This is a genomic window from Pseudomonas sp. 2957 (assembly GCF_031456345.1).
Lineage (GTDB): Bacteria > Pseudomonadota > Gammaproteobacteria > Pseudomonadales > Pseudomonadaceae > Aquipseudomonas > Aquipseudomonas siliginis.
In genome coordinates this window covers 105,928-125,350 of sequence record NZ_JAVDUL010000004.1, presented here as the reverse complement: position 1 = coordinate 125,350, position 19,423 = coordinate 105,928, and the positions used below count along the sequence as shown (strand labels likewise).

General features: G+C 53.2%; 14 protein-coding genes. 8 read left to right on the top strand and 6 right to left on the bottom strand.

The window, feature by feature from the left end; genetic code table 11:
• Window positions 1-104: 104 nt before the first annotated feature.
• The 6 genes from J2Y39_RS15245 to J2Y39_RS15225 all read left to right on the top strand — a co-directional run bounded on the left by J2Y39_RS15245 (window position 105) and on the right by J2Y39_RS15225 (window position 9,736).
• On the top strand, window positions 105-2,006 hold the full coding sequence (locus tag J2Y39_RS15245) for a DUF262 domain-containing protein (RefSeq protein ID WP_310218563.1): 1,902 nt from the start codon (window positions 105-107) through the stop codon (window positions 2,004-2,006).
• A 68-nt stretch (window positions 2,007-2,074) separates the two neighbouring features.
• Window positions 2,075-4,996: an ATP-binding domain-containing protein gene (locus J2Y39_RS15240; RefSeq protein WP_310218562.1), complete on the top strand. Its 2,922-nt coding sequence runs from the start codon at window positions 2,075-2,077 to the stop codon at window positions 4,994-4,996.
• A 357-nt stretch (window positions 4,997-5,353) separates the two neighbouring features.
• Window positions 5,354-5,569, top strand: a complete 216-nt coding sequence (gene yhhA, locus J2Y39_RS26550) for a YhhA family cyclophane-containing RiPP (RefSeq protein WP_409037432.1) — start codon at window positions 5,354-5,356, stop codon at window positions 5,567-5,569.
• Window positions 5,570-5,573: 4 nt separating this feature from the next.
• Window positions 5,574-7,709 (top strand): cyclophane-forming radical SAM/SPASM peptide maturase YhhB, encoded by a 2,136-nt coding sequence (yhhB, locus tag J2Y39_RS15235; RefSeq protein ID WP_310218560.1) that lies wholly within the window; start codon window positions 5,574-5,576, stop codon window positions 7,707-7,709.
• A complete protein-coding gene (locus J2Y39_RS15230; RefSeq protein WP_310218558.1) occupies window positions 7,699-8,718 on the top strand; it encodes a hypothetical protein in 1,020 nt (339 codons plus the stop codon). Before yhhB ends, J2Y39_RS15230 begins: the two co-directional genes overlap by 11 nt.
• 427 nt (window positions 8,719-9,145) lie before the next feature.
• Window positions 9,146-9,736: a hypothetical protein gene (locus J2Y39_RS15225; RefSeq protein WP_141062787.1), complete on the top strand. Its 591-nt coding sequence runs from the start codon at window positions 9,146-9,148 to the stop codon at window positions 9,734-9,736.
• A 147-nt stretch (window positions 9,737-9,883) separates the two neighbouring features.
• Here J2Y39_RS15225 and J2Y39_RS15220 read toward each other — a convergent pair whose 3' ends face one another.
• The gene (locus J2Y39_RS15220) at window positions 9,884-11,365 is read right to left on the bottom strand and encodes a hypothetical protein (protein ID WP_310218555.1); all 1,482 of its coding nucleotides are present in this window, start codon (window positions 11,363-11,365) and stop codon (window positions 9,884-9,886) included.
• Window positions 11,366-11,743: 378 nt separating this feature from the next.
• Complete coding sequence (locus tag J2Y39_RS15215; protein ID WP_073470814.1) at window positions 11,744-12,463, bottom strand: response regulator transcription factor; 720 nt, start codon at window positions 12,461-12,463, stop codon at window positions 11,744-11,746.
• 164 nt (window positions 12,464-12,627) lie between these two features.
• On the opposite strand from J2Y39_RS15215, the gene J2Y39_RS15210 reads away from it, so the two are divergent.
• Complete coding sequence (locus J2Y39_RS15210) at window positions 12,628-14,163, top strand: ATP-binding protein (RefSeq protein ID WP_305381883.1); 1,536 nt, start codon at window positions 12,628-12,630, stop codon at window positions 14,161-14,163.
• Window positions 14,164-14,333: 170 nt separating this feature from the next.
• Here J2Y39_RS15210 and J2Y39_RS15205 read toward each other — a convergent pair whose 3' ends face one another.
• The 4 genes from J2Y39_RS15205 to glyQ all read right to left on the bottom strand — a co-directional run bounded on the left by J2Y39_RS15205 (window position 14,334) and on the right by glyQ (window position 18,746).
• Window positions 14,334-15,113: a 1-acyl-sn-glycerol-3-phosphate acyltransferase gene (locus tag J2Y39_RS15205; RefSeq protein ID WP_150637265.1), complete on the bottom strand. Its 780-nt coding sequence runs from the start codon at window positions 15,111-15,113 to the stop codon at window positions 14,334-14,336.
• An 84-nt stretch (window positions 15,114-15,197) separates the two neighbouring features.
• Window positions 15,198-15,737 (bottom strand): D-glycero-beta-D-manno-heptose 1,7-bisphosphate 7-phosphatase, encoded by a 540-nt coding sequence (gmhB, locus tag J2Y39_RS15200; protein WP_191636991.1) that lies wholly within the window; start codon window positions 15,735-15,737, stop codon window positions 15,198-15,200.
• Window positions 15,738-15,741: 4 nt separating this feature from the next.
• On the bottom strand, window positions 15,742-17,796 hold the full coding sequence (gene glyS, locus J2Y39_RS15195) for a glycine--tRNA ligase subunit beta (RefSeq protein WP_150637269.1): 2,055 nt from the start codon (window positions 17,794-17,796) through the stop codon (window positions 15,742-15,744).
• On the bottom strand, window positions 17,793-18,746 hold the full coding sequence (gene glyQ, locus J2Y39_RS15190) for a glycine--tRNA ligase subunit alpha (RefSeq protein ID WP_003187265.1): 954 nt from the start codon (window positions 18,744-18,746) through the stop codon (window positions 17,793-17,795). Before glyQ ends, glyS begins: the two co-directional genes overlap by 4 nt.
• An 81-nt stretch (window positions 18,747-18,827) precedes the next feature.
• Between glyQ and J2Y39_RS15185 the strand changes: the two genes are divergently transcribed.
• Window positions 18,828-19,385 (top strand): DNA-3-methyladenine glycosylase I, encoded by a 558-nt coding sequence (locus J2Y39_RS15185; protein WP_056791133.1) that lies wholly within the window; start codon window positions 18,828-18,830, stop codon window positions 19,383-19,385.
• Window positions 19,386-19,423 lie beyond the last annotated feature (38 nt).

The window sequence follows — 19,423 nt, the reverse complement described above, 5'->3', positions numbered from 1 at the left end:
CTTAAAAGAAATGTTGAATACACCCAGGCTCAAGAAGAGCTATGCGGATACGAACCAAAAAGGCATGCTGGCTTTCTTACATCAGTTCGCGAAGGATTGCCCCGATGGCGGGTTCAACATTTCAAACCAACCCTATCGACCTGTTAAAACTTCTGTCCGATAGTCATCAAGGTGTTCTTCAACTCCCAGATTTTCAGCGGAGCTGGGTTTGGGACGAAGACCGTATAAAAAGCCTCATAGCTTCGATTTCACGGGCTTTTCCTGTAGGTGCTCTTATGACCCTAGACACAGGGGGATCCGTGGATTTCAAGCCGCGCCTTATTGAGGGCGCACCCTCCGCGTCCAAATCTATGCCACCTCAATCACTGCTGTTGGACGGGCAGCAGCGTATGACGTCAATGTATCAGGTCACGTTACGTGGCCAGGTCGTTGAAACAGTGACGCCCAAAAAGAAGAAGGTAAAACGATGGTTTTACATCGATATTCGAAAGGCATTGGACCCATCTGTAGATAGGGAAGACGCAATAGTTGGTCTCCCAGAAGATCGTGTACTGCGAAGTGCTTTCGGTCGAGAGGTAATTTCCGACCTGTCCACGCCGGACAAAGAATACGCATCGATGATGTTTCCTGTTTCCCAGGTTTTCGATTGGGATCAGTGGCAGGACGGATTTGATGAGTACTGGTCCACCACTGACGACAAAACGACGCGTAGTGAGTTTCGGACGTTCAAAAAAGAAATCTTAGAGAATTTCAAATCCTACAGAGTGCCGGTTATTGCGCTGGATCGGGCCACGAGCAAGGAGGCCGTCTGCGTCGTGTTTGAGAAGGTGAACACAGGAGGCAAACCTCTCGACGCATTTGAATTGGTAACGGCAATGTATGCCGCTTCGGGCCATGAGCTGCGTAAAGATTGGTATGGCGATGAGCACACAAAAGGGCGTCATCGTCGTTTTACTGAAGCGTTGCGTCCAGCGGATGCTGAAAGCGGAATCATTGCCAATGTTGCCAACACCGATTTCCTGCAAGCAATCTCTTTGTTCCATACACGAGATCGCCGCCGGCTCGCGGAGCAACAAGGGAAACAGGGCAAAGATCTTCCCGCAGTGACGGGGAATCGCCACGCGTTGCTCAACCTGCCGCTTGAGGCCTACAAGCAATACGAGCACCAGGTGGAAGCGGGTTTTATCAAGGCTGCGAAATTTCTACACACGCTTCATATTTATCGAATTTTCGACTTGCCGTACCAATCGCAAATTGTACCTCTAGCTGCGATTCTGGCTGATATCGGAGACGCTTGGGAGCACGATGCTAACCGGGCGAAATTGGTTCAGTGGTATTGGAACGGAGTCTTTGGCGAGCTTTATGGTTCTGCCGTCGATACTCGCATCGCGCGAGATTTCACGGAGGTTCCGGCTTGGCTGAAGGGCGGTCCAGAGCCATCGACGGTAAGCGAAACAATATTCCGGCCTGATCGCTTGAAAAGCATGCGCATGCGTCTCTCTGCCGCCTATAAAGGCGTAAACGCACTGCTGATGAAGGAAGGTGCTCGGGATATTCGTTCAGGTCAGAAGTTCGATCACACGGTATTTTTCGGCGAGTCAGTCGACATCCACCATATCTTTCCTCAGGATTGGTGCAAGAAGCGCAACATCCCACCACAGGTTTACGACTCCATCATCAACAAGACACCTTTGTCATTCCGGACGAACCGGATCATCGGCGGAGTGGCTCCCTCCGTTTATCTACAGAAACTGGAGTTGGGTGATGCCTCCACGCCTGGTGTGAATTCGAAAAACCTAAACAATTACCTCATATCTCACTTTATCGATCCTGACGTACTCAGGAGAGATGCTTTTGAGGAGTTTATGGAGGATAGGCAGCAACAGCTCCTGGCGCTGATTGAGCAAGCCACCTGCAAAACTGCTTACAAAGGAGATGTGCAGGAGGAAGGCGAAGATGTAGAAAGCGATGCTGATACCACCGAAGCAGGACTGACGCTGAGATGACACTGCGGATAACTCCGTCACCCGCCCATTCAGAGCTGCTGCTAGCCCACCAATATTGAGTGATTGTCATGCCCGAACAGCTCAGCAAAGCCTACCTGCTGAACGCCGCTAAGGAAGAATTGGAAACCTTGGCTGAGATAATGGATTACGCCGAGCGGATGATCCGCGAGGGAAGCCTTGAGTACCGTGCCTTGCGACGTGAGGCATATGGAAAAGCTGTTTGTGTCACGCAGGAAAACGGTGAGGAGACCATGTATCGGCTTGGGATGGATTCGATCACCTACCCAAAGGAAAGCTCCGGTTATGCAACACCACACTCCCCCGTCGGTCGACTCTGCTCCGTGGTTGGTCTTGGCTTTGAAGGGTCTTCCCAAGCTTGGGGAGATTATTATGTCAGTGAGGTCCGCCGTTTCCGCCGCCATGTTTTCGAGGAGCTGGATCGTCAAGCCAGAAACTTTCGAGCCATGGGAATCGAAAAGCAGGATGGTGAGGGCAAAGTGCAGGACCTACGTGCGTTTGTTGAGTCGCGTCTAGCAACCAGCAATCTCCTGTTTCTCCGGGGGGACACGGATGAAACCGAGACAGTGCTCGGGCAAGAGCATGCAATGGACCTAGTCAGCGAGACCGCCGGGAAAGAGTTGGCCGATCCTCAGCTGTCAGAAGCGCCTCATCTATCTACACAAACTCTGGGTAAAGGCGCAGATCGTTCTGAGGTGGAATATCGGGAAGTCTCTCCCATGCCCATCCTCCTCGAAATCCTCGATGAGGATGATGAAAACGACTCTCCCGAGATTGCCCAGTTTGACCTCGATAGCGAAGGCGAAAGCGAAGGTCCATCTGAGTACGTTGGATTGGACGAAGACTTCTTCCTCAATCGGACGCTGCTACAGGACAAAATCATTTCTCGTGCACCAGTAGGCCCTATGTGGGTGGAGGGGGTAGCGGGTTCGGGAAAAACATCTGCGGCCCTGGGGCGTACAAAGATGCTCTGTGACTTCAACTCGAATGATGTTTCAGATCGAGAGGTTTTTCGTGCGATTTTGGGAGACGATTTTGATTACTGGGAGGGGCGTTTCGCTGGAAAATTTTCCCAAGAAGGTAGCGTAGGTTTCGTACGTACAGCCGAGCTAATTAAATACTTGAGGGAGACTTGCAGTCGGTTGGGGTTGTCCGATTTACCTGTTCAGGAATATCACGACCTGCGTTCACGCTTAAGGAACCAGCGAAAATTGGAAAGCTCAGGGGGTTCTAACAAAGCTCTCAAGCACAGCGCCGCTGACACCCATTCGCTAGTTACCGCCCTGTCATGGTTAAGCGCTACCACCCGTGCGGTAGGCTGCATCGTTGCGAAACAGCTCCGCCAGGAGGTATCGCAGCTAGACCCAACTGATACAAAAAACTTTTCACTGCATCAGCGAAATCTTTTCGATGAGGCCAGGCGCAAGCTGGCCCAGTCTATTGAAGCAACATGCTTGCATCTTGAAGCCCCCTCTGAGACTCAGGGAGTTATGCAAGGTTTAGTGGTTCGGCTGTCTGATCAGATACGGTTAGCCTCAGAGCGTACGCTTGGTGTCAATGTACTGAGCGTTCACTTGGACGAATTGCAGGCGTATGGAACTGGCCTTCCAGAATTAGCAAATTCGCTTAGCCAAGTGCCGATAGATTTTTTCTTAAACCAAGAAAGCGTCTTGGTTCTTTATCGTGAAACGAACGATGGTAGTGAGGCCAGACTAGAAAGCGATGACAGGATTCTTCCATGTGCCTCCAGTGCCGGGTATGAATTCCTCGATGACAGCGGTGCTGCACTGAGTCTTGCCGACGCAGTCAAAAAGTCGCAAATAGGAAAATTGGTCAGTGTGCAGATCCCATCACTTAACCATTCATTCACCGCTTCCTTTATGCCTGCAAATGAGTTGTTCATACGTCTCGGGCACAGCATGCCCCTGATGTTCCGTAGCGGTACTGCGCTAAAGCGATTGAAGATTATGACGGGGGCAGGTACACGAGCCCCTGAAGGTATCGAGTCACCAGCCAAGGTTTTTGGACGTACGATGCGGACCAATCTCATAGCACCTTTGAAGAACTTCGCCCATTTGTATCGGCTCGCGTTGGAATCGGAGGCAGCATCATTCCCAGAGCCATCTGTGGCCGCTCAAGTGCTTGCGCGCCTGCGGGAAAATACGCTGAGCGATGATGATATTGATCTATTGCTCTGCCTTGCCCACGACATCACGATTGGCTCGAAATCAAAGTCGTTGCCGGTGGGGCTCCACGCTCCCGTTTATTACCAAAGCGTGTTCGTGGATGAAGTACAGGATTTTACCGAACAACAGATTTACCTAATGACATCCCTAGCTGATCCAGAGTACAGCGCAATTACTGTCGTAGGTGACAGATCACAACAGCTCCTGCGCAATGAGCCGATGCGTATCGACGACTGCTTCCCCCTGGGGCAACGGCCAGAATTTATTCGATTGGAAGAAAACTTACGTCAGAGAAGTCGGCCTTCGCTTGCCGCATTTACGAAGACCTTGCGGCAGTTATTCGAGCAGGGGGGAGGCATGGACCTCCAATTGTTAAATGAGGGCCTGCTAAACCTCCAGGATGACGATCATGGTGCGTACACGCTGAAGAGAATGTCATCTCGTGAAGCTGAGTTCGAATATCTCAGCGAGGTTATCGCTAGCATTCCTGAAGATCAGACAGTCGCTATTGTGCTGCCAGATCAAGACACCGCACGTGAGTTGCACAGCTACTGCGAGCAACGTCTTGTGGGCAGTTTCCGCAGGATGAGCATGTCGGAGCACATCGATCTTGAGAAAAAATACCTAGTGCATTTCACGTCTGTTTTAAACGTGAAGGGACTAGAGTTTGATGTGGTCTTGCTTCCGATGATTGATAGCTATGACCTTGCTCAGCCTATTTTCAGAAACCGTTTGTACGTTGGCTGTACACGAGCGAGAAAACGGTTGGTGATGAGCCGGCTTTAGCGGCATTCTAAATGGCCGATGCTGAAAATCTGGAGGGGTAGTTGTGGATAACCAGAAGTCAGGCGATACCGTTGCGGCCGCGAGGATCGTTTTAGGAAGATGACTACTCACGCTCTAAGTGACGAGCATCTGATCTCACGGCCTCCATGACAAAGACCAATTCTTCAAAGTGCTGGATTGAAGTGATTCCTATTACACAGCAAGCTCACCAAGGCTTCGGGCCGAAAAAGTCAGCTGGCGCTGCGAATTAGAGTTTCGCCCCATGTACGCTGAGCTACGACCTTTAACTCAGCGGAAATTTCCTCCTGAGCACGGCGATTTTAGGGCTAGAAGTCCCTGCTGCTTAGTAATAGAATCATGTTGCCATTACTCAAGCAAGGAAAGCCAATGTCAACGCAAGCTCAGATTGTAAACACCAATGCGTCGCAGCAAATGCTACGGGAAGCCTTGGTGCGTGGCACTGTAGAGAATCCTGCTTTGCAGAGACTGAAGGTACGGATTCTCACTGAGACCAAGCCTAGCGAAGTGATTACTAGCCTTGATCGTATGCATCATCGGCACAATCGATCGTAAGCTCGTGAGTGACACTCCTGTTACGCTCACTGCTTTTCTGATCAAGATTGCATCCAGATGCAATCTTGATTGTGACTACTGTTATATGTATCACCACGCTGATCAAAGCTGGAGATCCATGCCTCGATTTTTGAGCGATGAGCATCAGTTAGGTTTCGCTCAAAAGCTCGGTCAATATTTAAGATCTGCTAGCATAAAAAGAGCTGTGGTTGTATTTCATGGTGGCGAGCCTCTGTTGATAGGGGCGGATGCTATTGTTGCGTACGCATCGAAATTGAGGGCAGCGGTTGGCCCTGATATTCAGCTAGATATTGGAATTCAAACTAATGGCCTTTTACTAAGCCATAACGTTCTAGATTTGTTTGAGAGCGCATCGATTGATGTGTCACTCAGCTTAGATGGCCCAAGAGAAGCTAATGACCTTCATCGGACTACGCGCAAGGGGCGTTCAAGCTTTGACAAAGTCATGGCTGGTCTCGATCTCTTAAAAAATAAACCTCAAGTATTTGCAGGTGTAATATCAGTAATAGATACGAGAACATCACCTTTAGAACTTTTCGAATTCTTTACTCAGCAGAATGTTCCAAAATTAGACTTTCTACTGCCTGACGCAAATCATCTACGGCAGCCGCCCGGAAGATCTACTTCTCCCAGTTTATATCAGGACTGGCTAATCCAAGCATTTGATACTTGGTTGGATCACTATCCAAGCTTAGCAATCAGGACATTTGAATCAATACTGGATTCAATTTCTGGCTTGCCTTCAAAGACCGACGCATTTGGATATGGTGATGTCAGTCTCATCACTATTGAGACTAATGGTACGTACCATGACCTTGATGTGCTTAAAATTACGCATGAAGGTGCTTCCCGATTAGAGGGGACCGTTCTTGACACGCCTATTAATGTGGTTGCGAATTCAGAGCAGCTAAAGACGCATCGAGCAATGCTGAAAAAAGATGGGCTGTGTGCGAAATGTAGAGAGTGCCAAGTGGTTGACATCTGTGGTGGTGGATCAGTACCGCACCGCTATGGCGAAAATGGATTTAATAATCCAACTGTATACTGCCACGAAATGTTTACTTTAATTACACATGTGCAGCACCGTTTAGAAGGGTTATTGAATGACCCTCCCTCGCCTGTTGAATCAATTGATTTCGATTTTGCAGGTTTTGAGCGAGCTGAATTGGCACATGAGACGCTCGGTCGGCTATGTCATAACTCTTCGCTAGAATACGTTAGCGGATTTGCTACAGTCCTTGAACATATAGCCAATCAGAAAAGCCCATACAGTGAGCTGGCATTGAGTTTGCTAAATGGCCCAAATGAAGTTATTCAGAAGCTCGCGTGTTGGCCAGGTTCTATAGCATGGACGAGAGCTTATAAGGAGCGGATAAGCGGACGGTCAGTATTAGCTGTTGACGGTAAAGAAATATTTGCGCAAGAAGAATATCTAAGCTATTTGGTCGCGAATCAACTGAATACGGGTGAGGGGCTATTGGTCGGAGTCGCGGACGAGTGGCTCAGATCCCCATTCGGGAATGCTATTACTTTTCCAATAGGTTATGACCAACGAGAAGTCGAGGCGGTGGTGCAAAACGCCCTGACAATTATTAGTGACTGGCGCCCCGCATTATATGCAGAAATTAATGCGGCATGCAGAACTATCCAATTTGTAGAAGATCCTACCGCTGATCCAGAGAAAATCATTTCCTTCAGCGACGACTCTGTACCTGGCGCCCTGTACGTTTCTGTAACGCAAGGGCGTGCTTTAATCGACGCCTATGATCTGGCAGACTCCATAATTCATGAGCACCGCCACCAAAAGCTTTATCTATTAGAAAGACTCTCGCAGACCGTTCAACCCTATTACCATAAAGTACCTTCACCGTGGCGTGAGGAGCTAAGACCTCCCTCCGGCGTAATGCACGCAGTTTTTGTATTTATCGAGCTGCGACGGTTCTGGATGCATATCCTAAACAACGGCCCAGACAGATTATTTTCACGTGCTAAAAATCAGGTCTCGATTACAAACGAGCGCTTGCTCACGGCGTTTTCTATTTTGAAGAAGTGCCCGCTGTCAGGTACAGGAGTGGCTCTCTTGGAATCACTAGAAAGAGCATTCTATAGTGAAGCGTGAAATAATCCTTTCACACGAAAGCCTATCTAGCAAGGCGATTGATAGGCATCAGGCGTTACGCGATTATTTTTGTGATAAAGATGCGAGTGTCACTCAGGTCTCAGAAGGTTGGAAGCTTGAGTTGTATTGGCCGGACGGAATAGATCGACACATAGATCCTAGACTTGCTGAAGGGCTAAGGTGGTGGGGAGGCGGAATTAGCTTATCTATGATGTCGTTGGCGTATAGGCGACAAGGTTTAATTCTAGAAACGCTTTATGATACTTGGACGTTACATAGCTGGAGCGAATGGCTTAGTCGTCAATCAGCTTCCGACGTTGAATGTGTGATCCTTCATGTTGATGATCACCGAGATCTAGCATCGCCGCGACTGATTTTTGGAAATGCTAATTTTCTCGATGCAATAACTGAAGATGAATTTGATCTTAGCGATCCTCGCTCAGTCGAGGCGAGCATAATATCAGGGGCTGTCGGAATGGGCAGCTTCATGACACCATTTCTACATGTCTATCCGAACTCAGAAGTACGACATTTGTGCCAGCCCCCGAAGGTGACACAAACGTTAGATTACAAACTTAATCTAACTGTGGACATTGATACTCTTTTACAGGTCGGGGCCGAGCGCCCGAGCATCAGTCTTTCTCCGTTAGGGCCAGAGGAGAAATTTGGAAAAGGATGCTACCGCAGCACATTAGTTATGGAAGACTGGCTATCAGGTTTGGATCGTAAAGATACCCGGCCTATATTTCTACATATCGATATGGATTATTTTAATAATCGGTTCGATGGAGACAGCGATTGGAGTTTGAGTTCCACGCGACTTGATCCTCCGAACCAGGAAGTGATCCGCCAAATTGAGAAATTCACAGCGATGCTTTTGAAGGCTGAAATAGGCCCAAGAGTTGTTGATGTTGTTATTGCGTATTCGCCAGGTTTTTTTCCTGCGGAACTTTGGGAGTCGGCCTCCCAAAAAATTCAACAGGGTCTCAGATTGGCTGGAATCAGATGATCCTCTTAAATCAGAAAGTACCTAAATGTCCTGTTTCCGCGGAGGACATTCACCTCGTCCGCACAAAAGGTACGCCACGAAGGGGGGGAGGAGTTGGAGGTGAATGTTGGCGTATTGAGTTGTACCAAAAGCGTGTTGGTATTGTTTTTATTAATTTGATCGACCAAGACCCCGTTGGCCTCCACGCATCTATTCAAATTTACCTAAATGCAAAAAATATTGGGTTGGGAATAGGCCGCGTTGCTTATGGTCTTGCATGCGAAAGTAGCCAGTATACTGTTATATACGCTCACATGCGCAAATCAAATATAGCCTCACGAAAAGCAGCTAATTTTGCAGGTTTCGTCGACGCAACACCTTCTTCTTGTAAGCAACTTATACTACGTTGGTGCCGTCGCGATACCCCTGAAGATGGAGACGGTCTCGTTTGAACTCTATAAGTTTGAAGTTTGACGAAAAAAATGACGAGGTTCTTATTTGGAATGGGCAGGTAGTTATGTCCCGAACCGAAGAGGAGTACTTTGATGCGATATTTACTAGCCTTGCATATCTAAAGCCGAGAAAGGTTTTGGAAATAGGATTTGGGCTGGGGATTTCCGCCAACTTTATACAAGAAAAATTTTCCCCCCAAACGCATGACATTTTTGAGATAGAAAAAAGTATTTTCGAAGATTTAGAACACTTCGCTAAACGGCATACATCAGTACGGCCATTTTCTGGCGATTGGCGTTGCTCAACCCAAATTGAAAAATATGATTTTATTTTTTTTGATCCTTATGATTATTTTCCTGAAGACAAAGCTACCTCTAATAATAAAGCTGAAGCCCCAAGGCTTTTAAAGGCATTGCTTGAGCCTGAGGGAGTTCTTTGCCATCCACATTTCGGAAACGGAGATGTTCCGGATGTTTTTGGATTCGATACTATTATAGTTAAAAGATTAAAAGTAAAAGCAATTAAAATGTTCGACGGCACCTATTGTGAAGATGTTGCTATCGTATTTCACCGTCCTCAACCCTAAAAGATAGTAGTCACTCCTACTTGGCGGATTTTTTATGGGCGCACGCTGCTCTCGCGTCAAACTGGGCTCAAGGGTACTGGTCTAGCGCAGTTGGTGGTAACCGCCACTGGCCAAGGATTAACCGGCATCGTTTGTCCCCGTTTCCAATCATACGATGGTGACCCCTTTGATTTTCCGCCGGCGCGTTTTCTTGACTGCTGCAAGCGGAGTGCTCATGGGTACATCACTTGGGATAAGGCATAAGTTGCCTTCTTGCACGCTCCCGCATCCGCATTGAGGGTCTTTAGCGTTAATCGAAAACTTCAGCAAGATGTTGCCGTGATTGTGTTCGTGCCCAACTGCGTACGGTGAATAAGTTCTATTACACTTATGCCGATCCTGAGTGAGCACCACCGTCCAATCCCAGCCTGCGGCCTCATAGGCATCTATCGAATCCTGCTTGGGATGGCCATAACTGTTTCCTTTACCCACTGATAGAACGAGTTTCTTCGGGCTGCCCGGCATCGGCTTGGGAACAGCTGCCGAAGTAATCCTTGATCCGTGATGGGGTGCAACCATTCCCGCCAATTTAAGCCGTTGGTTGGTCACCAGAGATGGGATAGATGGAAAGTCGGCGTCTCCGGTCATGAGGATCGCGGGTCCTTTACCCTTCGGTCGGACAAACATCGCAATACCGGTGTTGTTCCTGTCCCTAGTAAGATGCGTGGCGGGTTCACAGGCCTCCAGCCAGCCATCGGAGAAACGAATCCGTTCGCAATTATCCGGCCATAAAAGCATTGCCGATATGCCGGGCAGTAAATATTCGTTTGCCAGTGCATTATAAAAACTTCGCGCCAGCGGGCCGATCTGGTGTTGTTCTATCTCAGGCGCACGGGCAATCCAGAAGCGCTTTAGAGCCTCCTCGTTCCATTCGTGTTTTGTTGTCAAGTTTGCGGGATCGTATTTGCTTCTGGCGATAGCGTAAGACCAGTGATCCATATCCCAATGGGAAAGAACGACAGGGGCAACCGTATGATGATCGCAGGAGAAAAAAGCAGGCTGGAATGGCGGGCGTGTGTGCGCGTGAAAGTTCGGAGCCCAGCCCAAATCAAAGAAGACACGCGGGTGCTCGTATTTGTCGACGATTGCGTTGCAGTTCCCCTGACCCACGTCGTACGTAGCGATCGCGAAAGTGCCTGATCTGCGTAGCGCAACATCCAGCACTCCGGCGATAAAGCTTGCAGGTGAGCGCACCTCTCCAGCAAGCATGAAAACGCCATTTTCCCATTCACTCAATTCCACGGGCGACACGCTGACTATGTGAAGGGAAACTGGTTCAGCATTGTCTCCAAACATCACAACTTCTGCTGAAATTGAGTTCACCGTTTTTTGTGGGGCAACGTCGATTTTTACCCATCGCCCCTCTGATTCTCCAATGCCTGGAAATAGCCGTGCTACGGATGTGAAAGATGCTCGTAATGCGAGTAGGTCAAACTCATTTTCGAGGGGGGCGTAACCCCAAGGTTGCTTTCTGCTGAAACAGTCGAAAGTTACCCAGCCGTCATTTTCCTTGTCTTTCTCGTCATGCTCCATTTCAACCAGAGCAGTGAATTCCTTACGTCTGTCCTCAAACAAATCATGATCCCTCATGTCACTCTCTCTCATTGCGCCACCTGGGCCGACTCACCAATTCTGAGTGAACGACTGGCTTCGATGAAGCTGTAGTTTTTCTGAGTACGAGTCGACTACCTCGTGTTTTTACTACACTACTACAGGTAGACGGCTCCTGTGCGTGGAGTGATCTATTTTTTACCGTGACGATGCTGGTTCCGGAAACGACATTTAATAAGGTCAAAAAGCCGCGAAACGACACTAATTGCGGCTCATCTGCGACATTTATGGTGCCCATGTTCCACGTGGAACCCTGATTCCACCTAGGGTGTGCATGACACTTAATATGCCCATCGACATCCTGTTTGCTACCCGCTCATGGAAAACCCCGGCCAATGCCGGGGTTTTTTTGTTGCCTCACTCATTCCCAGTGCCGACACTCTCCAACCGATACCCATACCCATAAATTGTCAGCAACTGCCAACCCCGATCCGCTGTCAGCCCGAGCTTGTTGCGCAATCGGTAGATATGCGTATCCAGTGGCCGCGAGGAAGTTGTCTCCTCGTTCGGCCAGAAGCGCTCGTACAAGTAATCCCGCGACAATGGCCGCCCCAGGTTGCTGAACAGGCAGCGCGCCAAGCGGTATTCGCGTTCGGTCATGAGGATCGGTTTGCCTTCACGGGTGACGGTCAGTTCGGCGTCGTCGAAAGTCAGATCGTGAAACGTCTGTATTTCGCCCGCCGCGCTGCGCGGTTGGCTATGCCGACGCAATACCGCTGCCACCCTCGCCTTCAACTCATTGGGGCGAAACGGCTTGCTGACATAATCGTCAGCCCCGGCATTCAAGGCTTGAACGATATCGCTCTCGCCATCGCGGCTGGTGAGCATGATTGCAGCGGGTGGCGCGTCCATGTGTTCGCGGGTCCAGCGCAGCAGTGCCAGACCCGTGAGATCAGGAAGTTGCCAATCGAGAATCAACAGGTCGAAGGTTTCCCGGCGCAACTGGCGCAACAAGTCTTCGCCGCGCTCGAAGCTGTGCAGTGACCACGGCTGTTCGCCAGCTTCGGCCATTTGCTCCAGGGTTTGCTCAACCCGGCGCAGTTCGGCGGGTTCGTCGTCCAGAATGGCAACGCGCATCGGCGGTGTTCCTTGTCGCTGGGGCTGGGATGTCGACAATAGCGACTCCCCGGCCGCGATGAAAGAAGCAGCCCGTCGGTGGTCGACGTCCGCTATGATTCTTCGGGTCTACGCCTCCGACCCGAGACCTATGAAACCCTATCCACTGCCCTGCCCTTTGCCTCATGCGTAACCCTCAACGCCGACGTGAAAGTCGTGAGCCGAGCCAGGTCCAGCGTCTGTTCCGGCGGCTGGTGCGCGAGTGGTTGTGGATAAGTCTAGTGCTGTTGCCGCTGACTGCCTTGTTGTCTTATCGCGCCCAGATCAATCTGCACAATCCGTCGCCAGCGCCCGGCGCTCTGTTGTCCGTGGCGATGGTCGCGGGTGTGCTGGGATTGTTGCTGTGGCGGCCGCGTTGGGCGCTGTGGGTAACCTTGGCCGGTATGGCCTGTGCGCTGATCGCCAGCGCCCTGCTGGCCGAAGTCCGCTACTGGTGGTCGCCAACGCCAGCAGCCCTGGGGATGTTGTTCGGTTACCTGATCTGGAACTGGCGACGCCTGAGTGTTGTGCTGACCTATTTTGGCTGGGAGCTGGCACGTCTGGACAGCGAACCGAAAGTCTTCCCTGAACGTCGGCGGACCCGCTTCACCGGTGCCGACCGTTTGCAGGGCCAGATCATGGCGCTCGAACAAGCCATGAGCCGCACCCGCGACACCCGGCGCTTCATTGCCGATGGCCTGGAATACCTGCCGGTGGCGACGCTGATCAGTGATCCGCAGGGCAAGATCCTGCTGGGCAATCGCAAAGCTCGAGAGTTGTTCGAGGTTCCGCTGGTGGGTGATGACGTACTCGATCAACTGGCACGGCTCGGCTATCCGGAATTATCCACAACGCCGCGACCGCCGCTGGCCACCCTGCCGCTGCTGGAATTTCGCGATCACAAGGAACGCAGTCTGCGCCTGGAAAGAGCGGCGCTGCTGCCGGTCGACGGCGATACGCCGATCGGTTGGCTGCTCAGCCTGACGGACTTGAGTGCCGAGCGTGCGGCTGAGGAGCAGCGCGGCGTCCTGCTGCGTTTTCTTTCCCACGACCTGCGCGCCCCCCATTCGGCGATCCTCGCCCTGCTGGATGTGCATCGTCATCAGGCGGGTGCTGATGCGCCGCTGTTCGAGCAGATTGAGCGTCAGGTGCGCCGCGCGCTGGATCTGACCGATGGTTTTGTCTTGTTGGCGCGGGCTGAATCCGAGACCTACCAGTTCCGCCCGACATTGTTCGCCATGCTGGTACTGGACGTGCTGGATCAGGCGTTGCCGATCGCCCAGCAGAAACGCATCGAGCTGCTCAACGAGGTCGATGAGCAATGCCAGGAGCGGCTGATTCTGGCCGATCAGGGATTACTGACGCGCGCCCTGTTCAACCTGCTGGAAAACGCGATCAAGTACAGCCCCGCAGACAGCACTGTGCAACTGAAGGTCAGCTGTGATGGACAGTGGCTGCGCTGCGAATTGACCGATCAGGGCAAGGGCATTGCCGCCGATGAATTGCCTGACCTGTTCAGCCAGTATCGGCGCTTCTCTTCGGCCCAGGGCATCGACGGCGTGGGCTTGGGTTTGTCGATGGTCAAAGCCGTGATTGATCATCATGGCGGTACGATTGAGTGTCGTAGCGTGGTCGATGCGGGAACCACTTTCCTTATCGAGTTGCCGCTGCTTGCTGAATGAAAAAGGGGCACAAAAAAACCGGCTATAACGGCCGGTTTTTTTACATCCGAATAAAACTTATGCACGGATTTTGTTCAATTCATAAATTTATAAATATCTATGAAAATCAATAAGTTAGAAAACAGTTGCGGTCTTTTTTAGCAAAAGCGTACACAGGTTATCCACAAAATTCAGACAGCCAGCTGGTCACTCGCTGCCGGTGCCTGGGGCGCCGGTGGCAGCGAGCCCATTTCACGCTGGGTTTTCTCGTTCCACGCCTGCACACGGTCATTCAGATCAGCGATGGCGCGCGGCCCGCTGCCTTCGGCATACATCGGTTCGCCGATGACCACGGTGATCACTCCGGCCTGTTTGCCCCAGCCGATTTTTGGCCAGAATTTGCCGGCATTGTGTGCAATCGGCAGCACCGGAAGCGCCGCATTCACCGCCAATGCGCTGCCACTGCGAGAGAATTTTCCGACAGTGCCGTAGGGGACTCGTGTGCCTTCGGGAAAGATCAGCACCCAGACGTTGTCCTTGAGCAGCTCGTCGCCTTTAGCCGCGACTTGTTTGAGCGCGGCCTTCGGGTTGTCGCGGTCGATGGCGATCGGGCGCAGCATTGCCATGGCCCAGCCGAAGAACGGCACGTAGAGCAATTCGCGCTTGAGCACTTGGCTCAATGGCGAGAAATAAGCGGAGAGAAAGAAGGTCTCCCAAGTGCTCTGATGGTTCGATTGAATCACGCAGGGCCGGTCAGGCACGTTTCCCGCACCTTTGATTTCGTAGCGGATGCCAAGGAAAACCTTGGTCAGCCACAGGGCGCAACGGCACCAGTACACGTTGATGAAACGATAGCGCGCCTTGAAGGACAGAAACGGCGCGATGAAAAAGCTCAGACTGCACCACAGCAACGCTGTTGTGCCCAGCAGCAGATAAAAAACAAAGATTCTGAAGGCCCGCAGTATCGACATGGCGACGGTTACCGTTACGGGGCAATGCCCCGACTGTTCAAGCGCACTCCCGAGCAATCCCTGGCCAGGAAATTCAGAAGTACTCTAGTTGTGGATAAGTTCTGCGGCAATCGCCGCCAGATCGTCAAAAATCAGGGTGCCAACCGGCAGGGTTTTACCCTGAGTCTTTTCGCCTTTCCCGGTCTTCACCAAAACTGGCTGTGAATCGACGGCTTTGGCGGCCTCCAGGTCACCAAGGCTGTCGCCGACGAACCAGACGTTGGTCAACGGCACCGTGTAATGCTCGGCAATGGTTTTGAGCATTCCCGGTTTCGGTTTGCGACACTCGCAACCTTCATCCGGGCCATGCGGGCAATACACGATCAAACCGACCTCGCCGCCCTGCTTCGCGACCAGCTCGCGCAGGCGCGCGTGCATGGCCTCGAGGGTGGCGAGGTCGTAATAGCCGCGAGCAATGCCCGACTGGTTGGTGGCTACCGCCACCGTCCAGCCGGCCTTGCTCAACTGCGCAATCGCTTCGATCGAGCCGGGCAGCGGAATCCACTCCTCCACCGACTTGATGTAGGCATCGGAGTCGTAATTGATCACGCCGTCACGATCGAGAATCAGCAGTTTCAACGGCAATCCCTCAACCCAGCAGCGAAATGTCGGCAACACCGAGGAACAGGCCACGCAGGCGCGCCAGCAGCGCGTAGCGGTTAGCTCGCACATTGGCGTCGTCGGCATTGACCATCACCGCGTCGAAGAACGCGTCGACCGGCTCGCGAAGTGCCGCCAGGCGTGCCAGCGATTCGTTGTACTGACGCGCCGCGGCCATTGGCTGCACCGCCTGATCCGCTTGCTGGATCGCCGAATACAGCGAGAACTCGTTGGCATTGTCGAAATACTTCGCCTCGACCACGGTCGGTACCGAGCCTTCGACTTTGCTCAACAGGTTCGACACCCGCTTGTTCACCGCCGCCAGCGCTGCCGCTTCCGGCAGTTTGCGGAAGGCCTGAACCGCTTGCACACGCTGGTCGAAGTCCAGCGCCGAACCCGGCTTCAATGCACGTACCGACAGGTAGGTGGCGACGTCGACGCCTTCGTCTTCATAACGCGCACGCAGGCGGTCGAAGATGAATTCCAGCACGGCATCGTTGAGGCCGGCCGCCTTGACCTTGCCGCCGAATGCAGTCACGGCGAACGCCACGGCGTCGTTCAGGTCGAGATCGAGTTTCTTTTCGATCAGGATACGCAGCACACCCAGGGCCGCACGGCGCAGGGCATACGGGTCTTTGCTGCCGGTTGGCAGCATGCCGATACCGAAGATGCCGACCAGAGTGTCGAGCTTGTCGGCGATGGCGACGGCTGCACCGGTCAGCGTCGCCGGCAATTCAGCCCCGGCACCGCGTGGCATGTATTGCTCGTTCAGCGCCAGCGCGACGTCCTGCGGCTCGCCGTCATTGAGGGCGTAGTAGTAACCGGCGACACCTTGCATCTCCGGGAACTCGCCAACCATTTCGGTGGCCAGGTCGCACTTCGACAGCAGGCCCGCACGGGCAGCCCAGGAGGCGTTGCCGCCGATACGTGCGGCGATGTACGCGGCCAGTTTGGAAACGCGCTCGGCCTTGTCGTAGACGCTGCCGAGTTTTTCCTGGAACACCACGTTCTGCAGGCGCAGGTTGAAGTCTTCGAGCTTCTGCTTCTTGTCCTGCTTGAAGAAGAACTCGGCGTCGGTCAGGCGTGGGCGCACCACTTTCTCGTTACCGGCGATGATCTGCTGCGGGTCTTTGCTTTCGATGTTGGCCACGGTAATGAAACGTGGCAGCAACTTGCCGTCGGCATCCAGCAGGCAGAAATACTTCTGGTTGTCCTGCATGGTGGTGATCAGCGCTTCCTGCGGCACGTCGAGGAAGCGTTCTTCGAACGAGCACACCAGCGGCACCGGCCATTCAACCAGCGCAGTCACTTCGTCGAGCAGTGCCGGCGGAACGATTGCCGTGCCTTCCTGACGGGTGGCCAACTCTTCGGTGCGCTTGCTGATGATCTCGCGACGCTCGTTGGCATCGGCCAATACGTAAGCGGCACGCAGGTCGGCGAGGTAGCTCGATGGCGAACCGATGCGCACGCTCTCCGGATGATGGAAACGGTGACCACGGGATTCACGGCCAGCCTTCTGCGCGAGGATCGTGCAGTCGATGACCTGATCACCGAGCAGCATCACCAGCCACTGCGTCGGACGCACGAATTCTTCCTTGCGCGCACCCCAACGCATGCGTTTCGGAATCGGCAGGTCGTTCAGCGAATCTTCGACGATGGTCGGCAGCAGGCTCGCAGTCGGCTTGCCGGCGATGTTCTGGCTGTAGCGCAGTTTCGGACCGCTCTGGTCGATTTCGCTCAGCTCGACGCCGCACTTCTTGGCGAAGCCCAGGGCGGCCTGAGTCGGATTGCCATCAGCGTCGAACGCGGCCTGACGTGGCGGGCCATCGAGGTTGATGCTGCGATCCGGTTGCTGAGTGGCCAGCGCAGTGATCAGCACGGCCAGACGACGTGGCGCGGCATAAACGGTTTTGCTTTCGTAGCTCAGGCCGGCGGCTTGCAGGCCCTTGTCGATACCGGCGAGGAACGCATCAGCCAAAGTGTTCAGGGCTTTGGGTGGCAGTTCTTCGGTGCCCAGTTCAACCAGAAAATCTTGCGCACTCATTGTGCAGCCTCCAGCTTGGCCAGTACTTCGTCACGCAGGTCCGGGGTCGCCATCGGGAAGCCCAGCTTGGCGCGGGCCAGCAGGTAGGCTTGCGCAACGGAACGCGCCAGGGTGCGCACGCGCAGAATGTATTGCTGACGCGCAGTCACCGAGATTGCCCGGCGCGCATCCAGCAGGTTGAAGGTGTGCGACGCCTTCAGCACCATTTCGTAGCTCGGCAACGGCAGCGGCTGGTCGAGTTCGATCAGGCGCTTGGCTTCGCTTTCATAGAAGTCGAACAGCTCGAACAGTTTGTCGACGTTGGCGTGTTCGAAGTTGTAGGTGGACTGCTCCACTTCGTTCTGGTGGAACACATCGCCATAGGTGACTTTGCCGAACGGGCCGTCAGCCCAGACCAGGTCGTAGACCGAATCGACGCCTTGCAGGTACATCGCCAGACGCTCGAGACCGTAGGTGATCTCGCCGGTCACCGGGTAGCACTCGATGCCGCCCGCTTGCTGGAAGTAGGTGAACTGGGTGACTTCCATGCCGTTGAGCCAGACTTCCCAGCCCAGACCCCAGGCGCCGAGGGTCGGCGATTCCCAGTTGTCTTCGACGAAGCGGATGTCGTGCACCAGCGGGTCGAGGCCGACATGCTTGAGCGAGCCCAGGTACAGTTCCTGGAAGTTGTCCGGGTTCGGCTTCAGGACTACCTGGAACTGGTAGTAGTGCTGCAGACGGTTCGGGTTTTCGCCGTAACGGCCGTCAGTCGGACGGCGGCTTGGCTGCACGTACGCGGCGTTCCAGGTTTCCGGGCCGATGGCGCGCAGGAAGGTCGCGGTGTGGAAAGTGCCGGCGCCTACTTCCATATCGTAGGGCTGAAGTACCACACAACCTTGCTCGGCCCAGTATTGCTGGAGCGCGAGGATCAAGTCTTGGAAGGTACGCACGGCTGGCGTAGGCTGGCTCACGAAATTCACCTGTTTCTTGGGCTGCGATTTAAAGAGCGGGAGTATACCCGATTCGTTGCTGCGCACGCCCCCTGGAGCCTTATGCCACGCTGCTTTTGGTGTACCGAAGATCCGCTGTACATGGCTTATCACGATCAGGAGTGGGGCACGCCGCTGCGCGATGCGCAGGGTTTGTTCGAGTTGCTTTTGCTCGAAGGGTTCCAGGCCGGGTTGTCGTGGATCACTGTGTTGCGCAAACGTGAGCGCTATCGCCAGGTGCTGTTTGGCTTCGACGTGCAGCGCGTCGCGCAGATGAGCGATGCCGAAATCGACGAGCTGATGCTCGACCCGGGCATCATCCGCAATCGCCTGAAACTCAACGCTGCGCGGCGCAATGCCCAGGCGTGGCTGGCGCTGGAGGATCCGGTGGCGTTGCTCTGGTCATTCGTAGGCGACCAACCGATCATCAATCATTTCAAGGATCGCAGCGAAGTCCCGGCGATCACCCCGGAAGCGCTGGCCATGAGCAAGGCGCTGAAAAAAGCCGGCTTCACCTTCGTCGGTCCGACCATTTGCTACGCGCTGATGCAGGCCTCGGGCATGGTCATGGACCACACCCAGGATTGCGACCGCTACGCGCAGCTTGCCAACGCCGGTTAGAATGCCCGCCTCGCGCACAGCACAAAGATCAGGAGTGA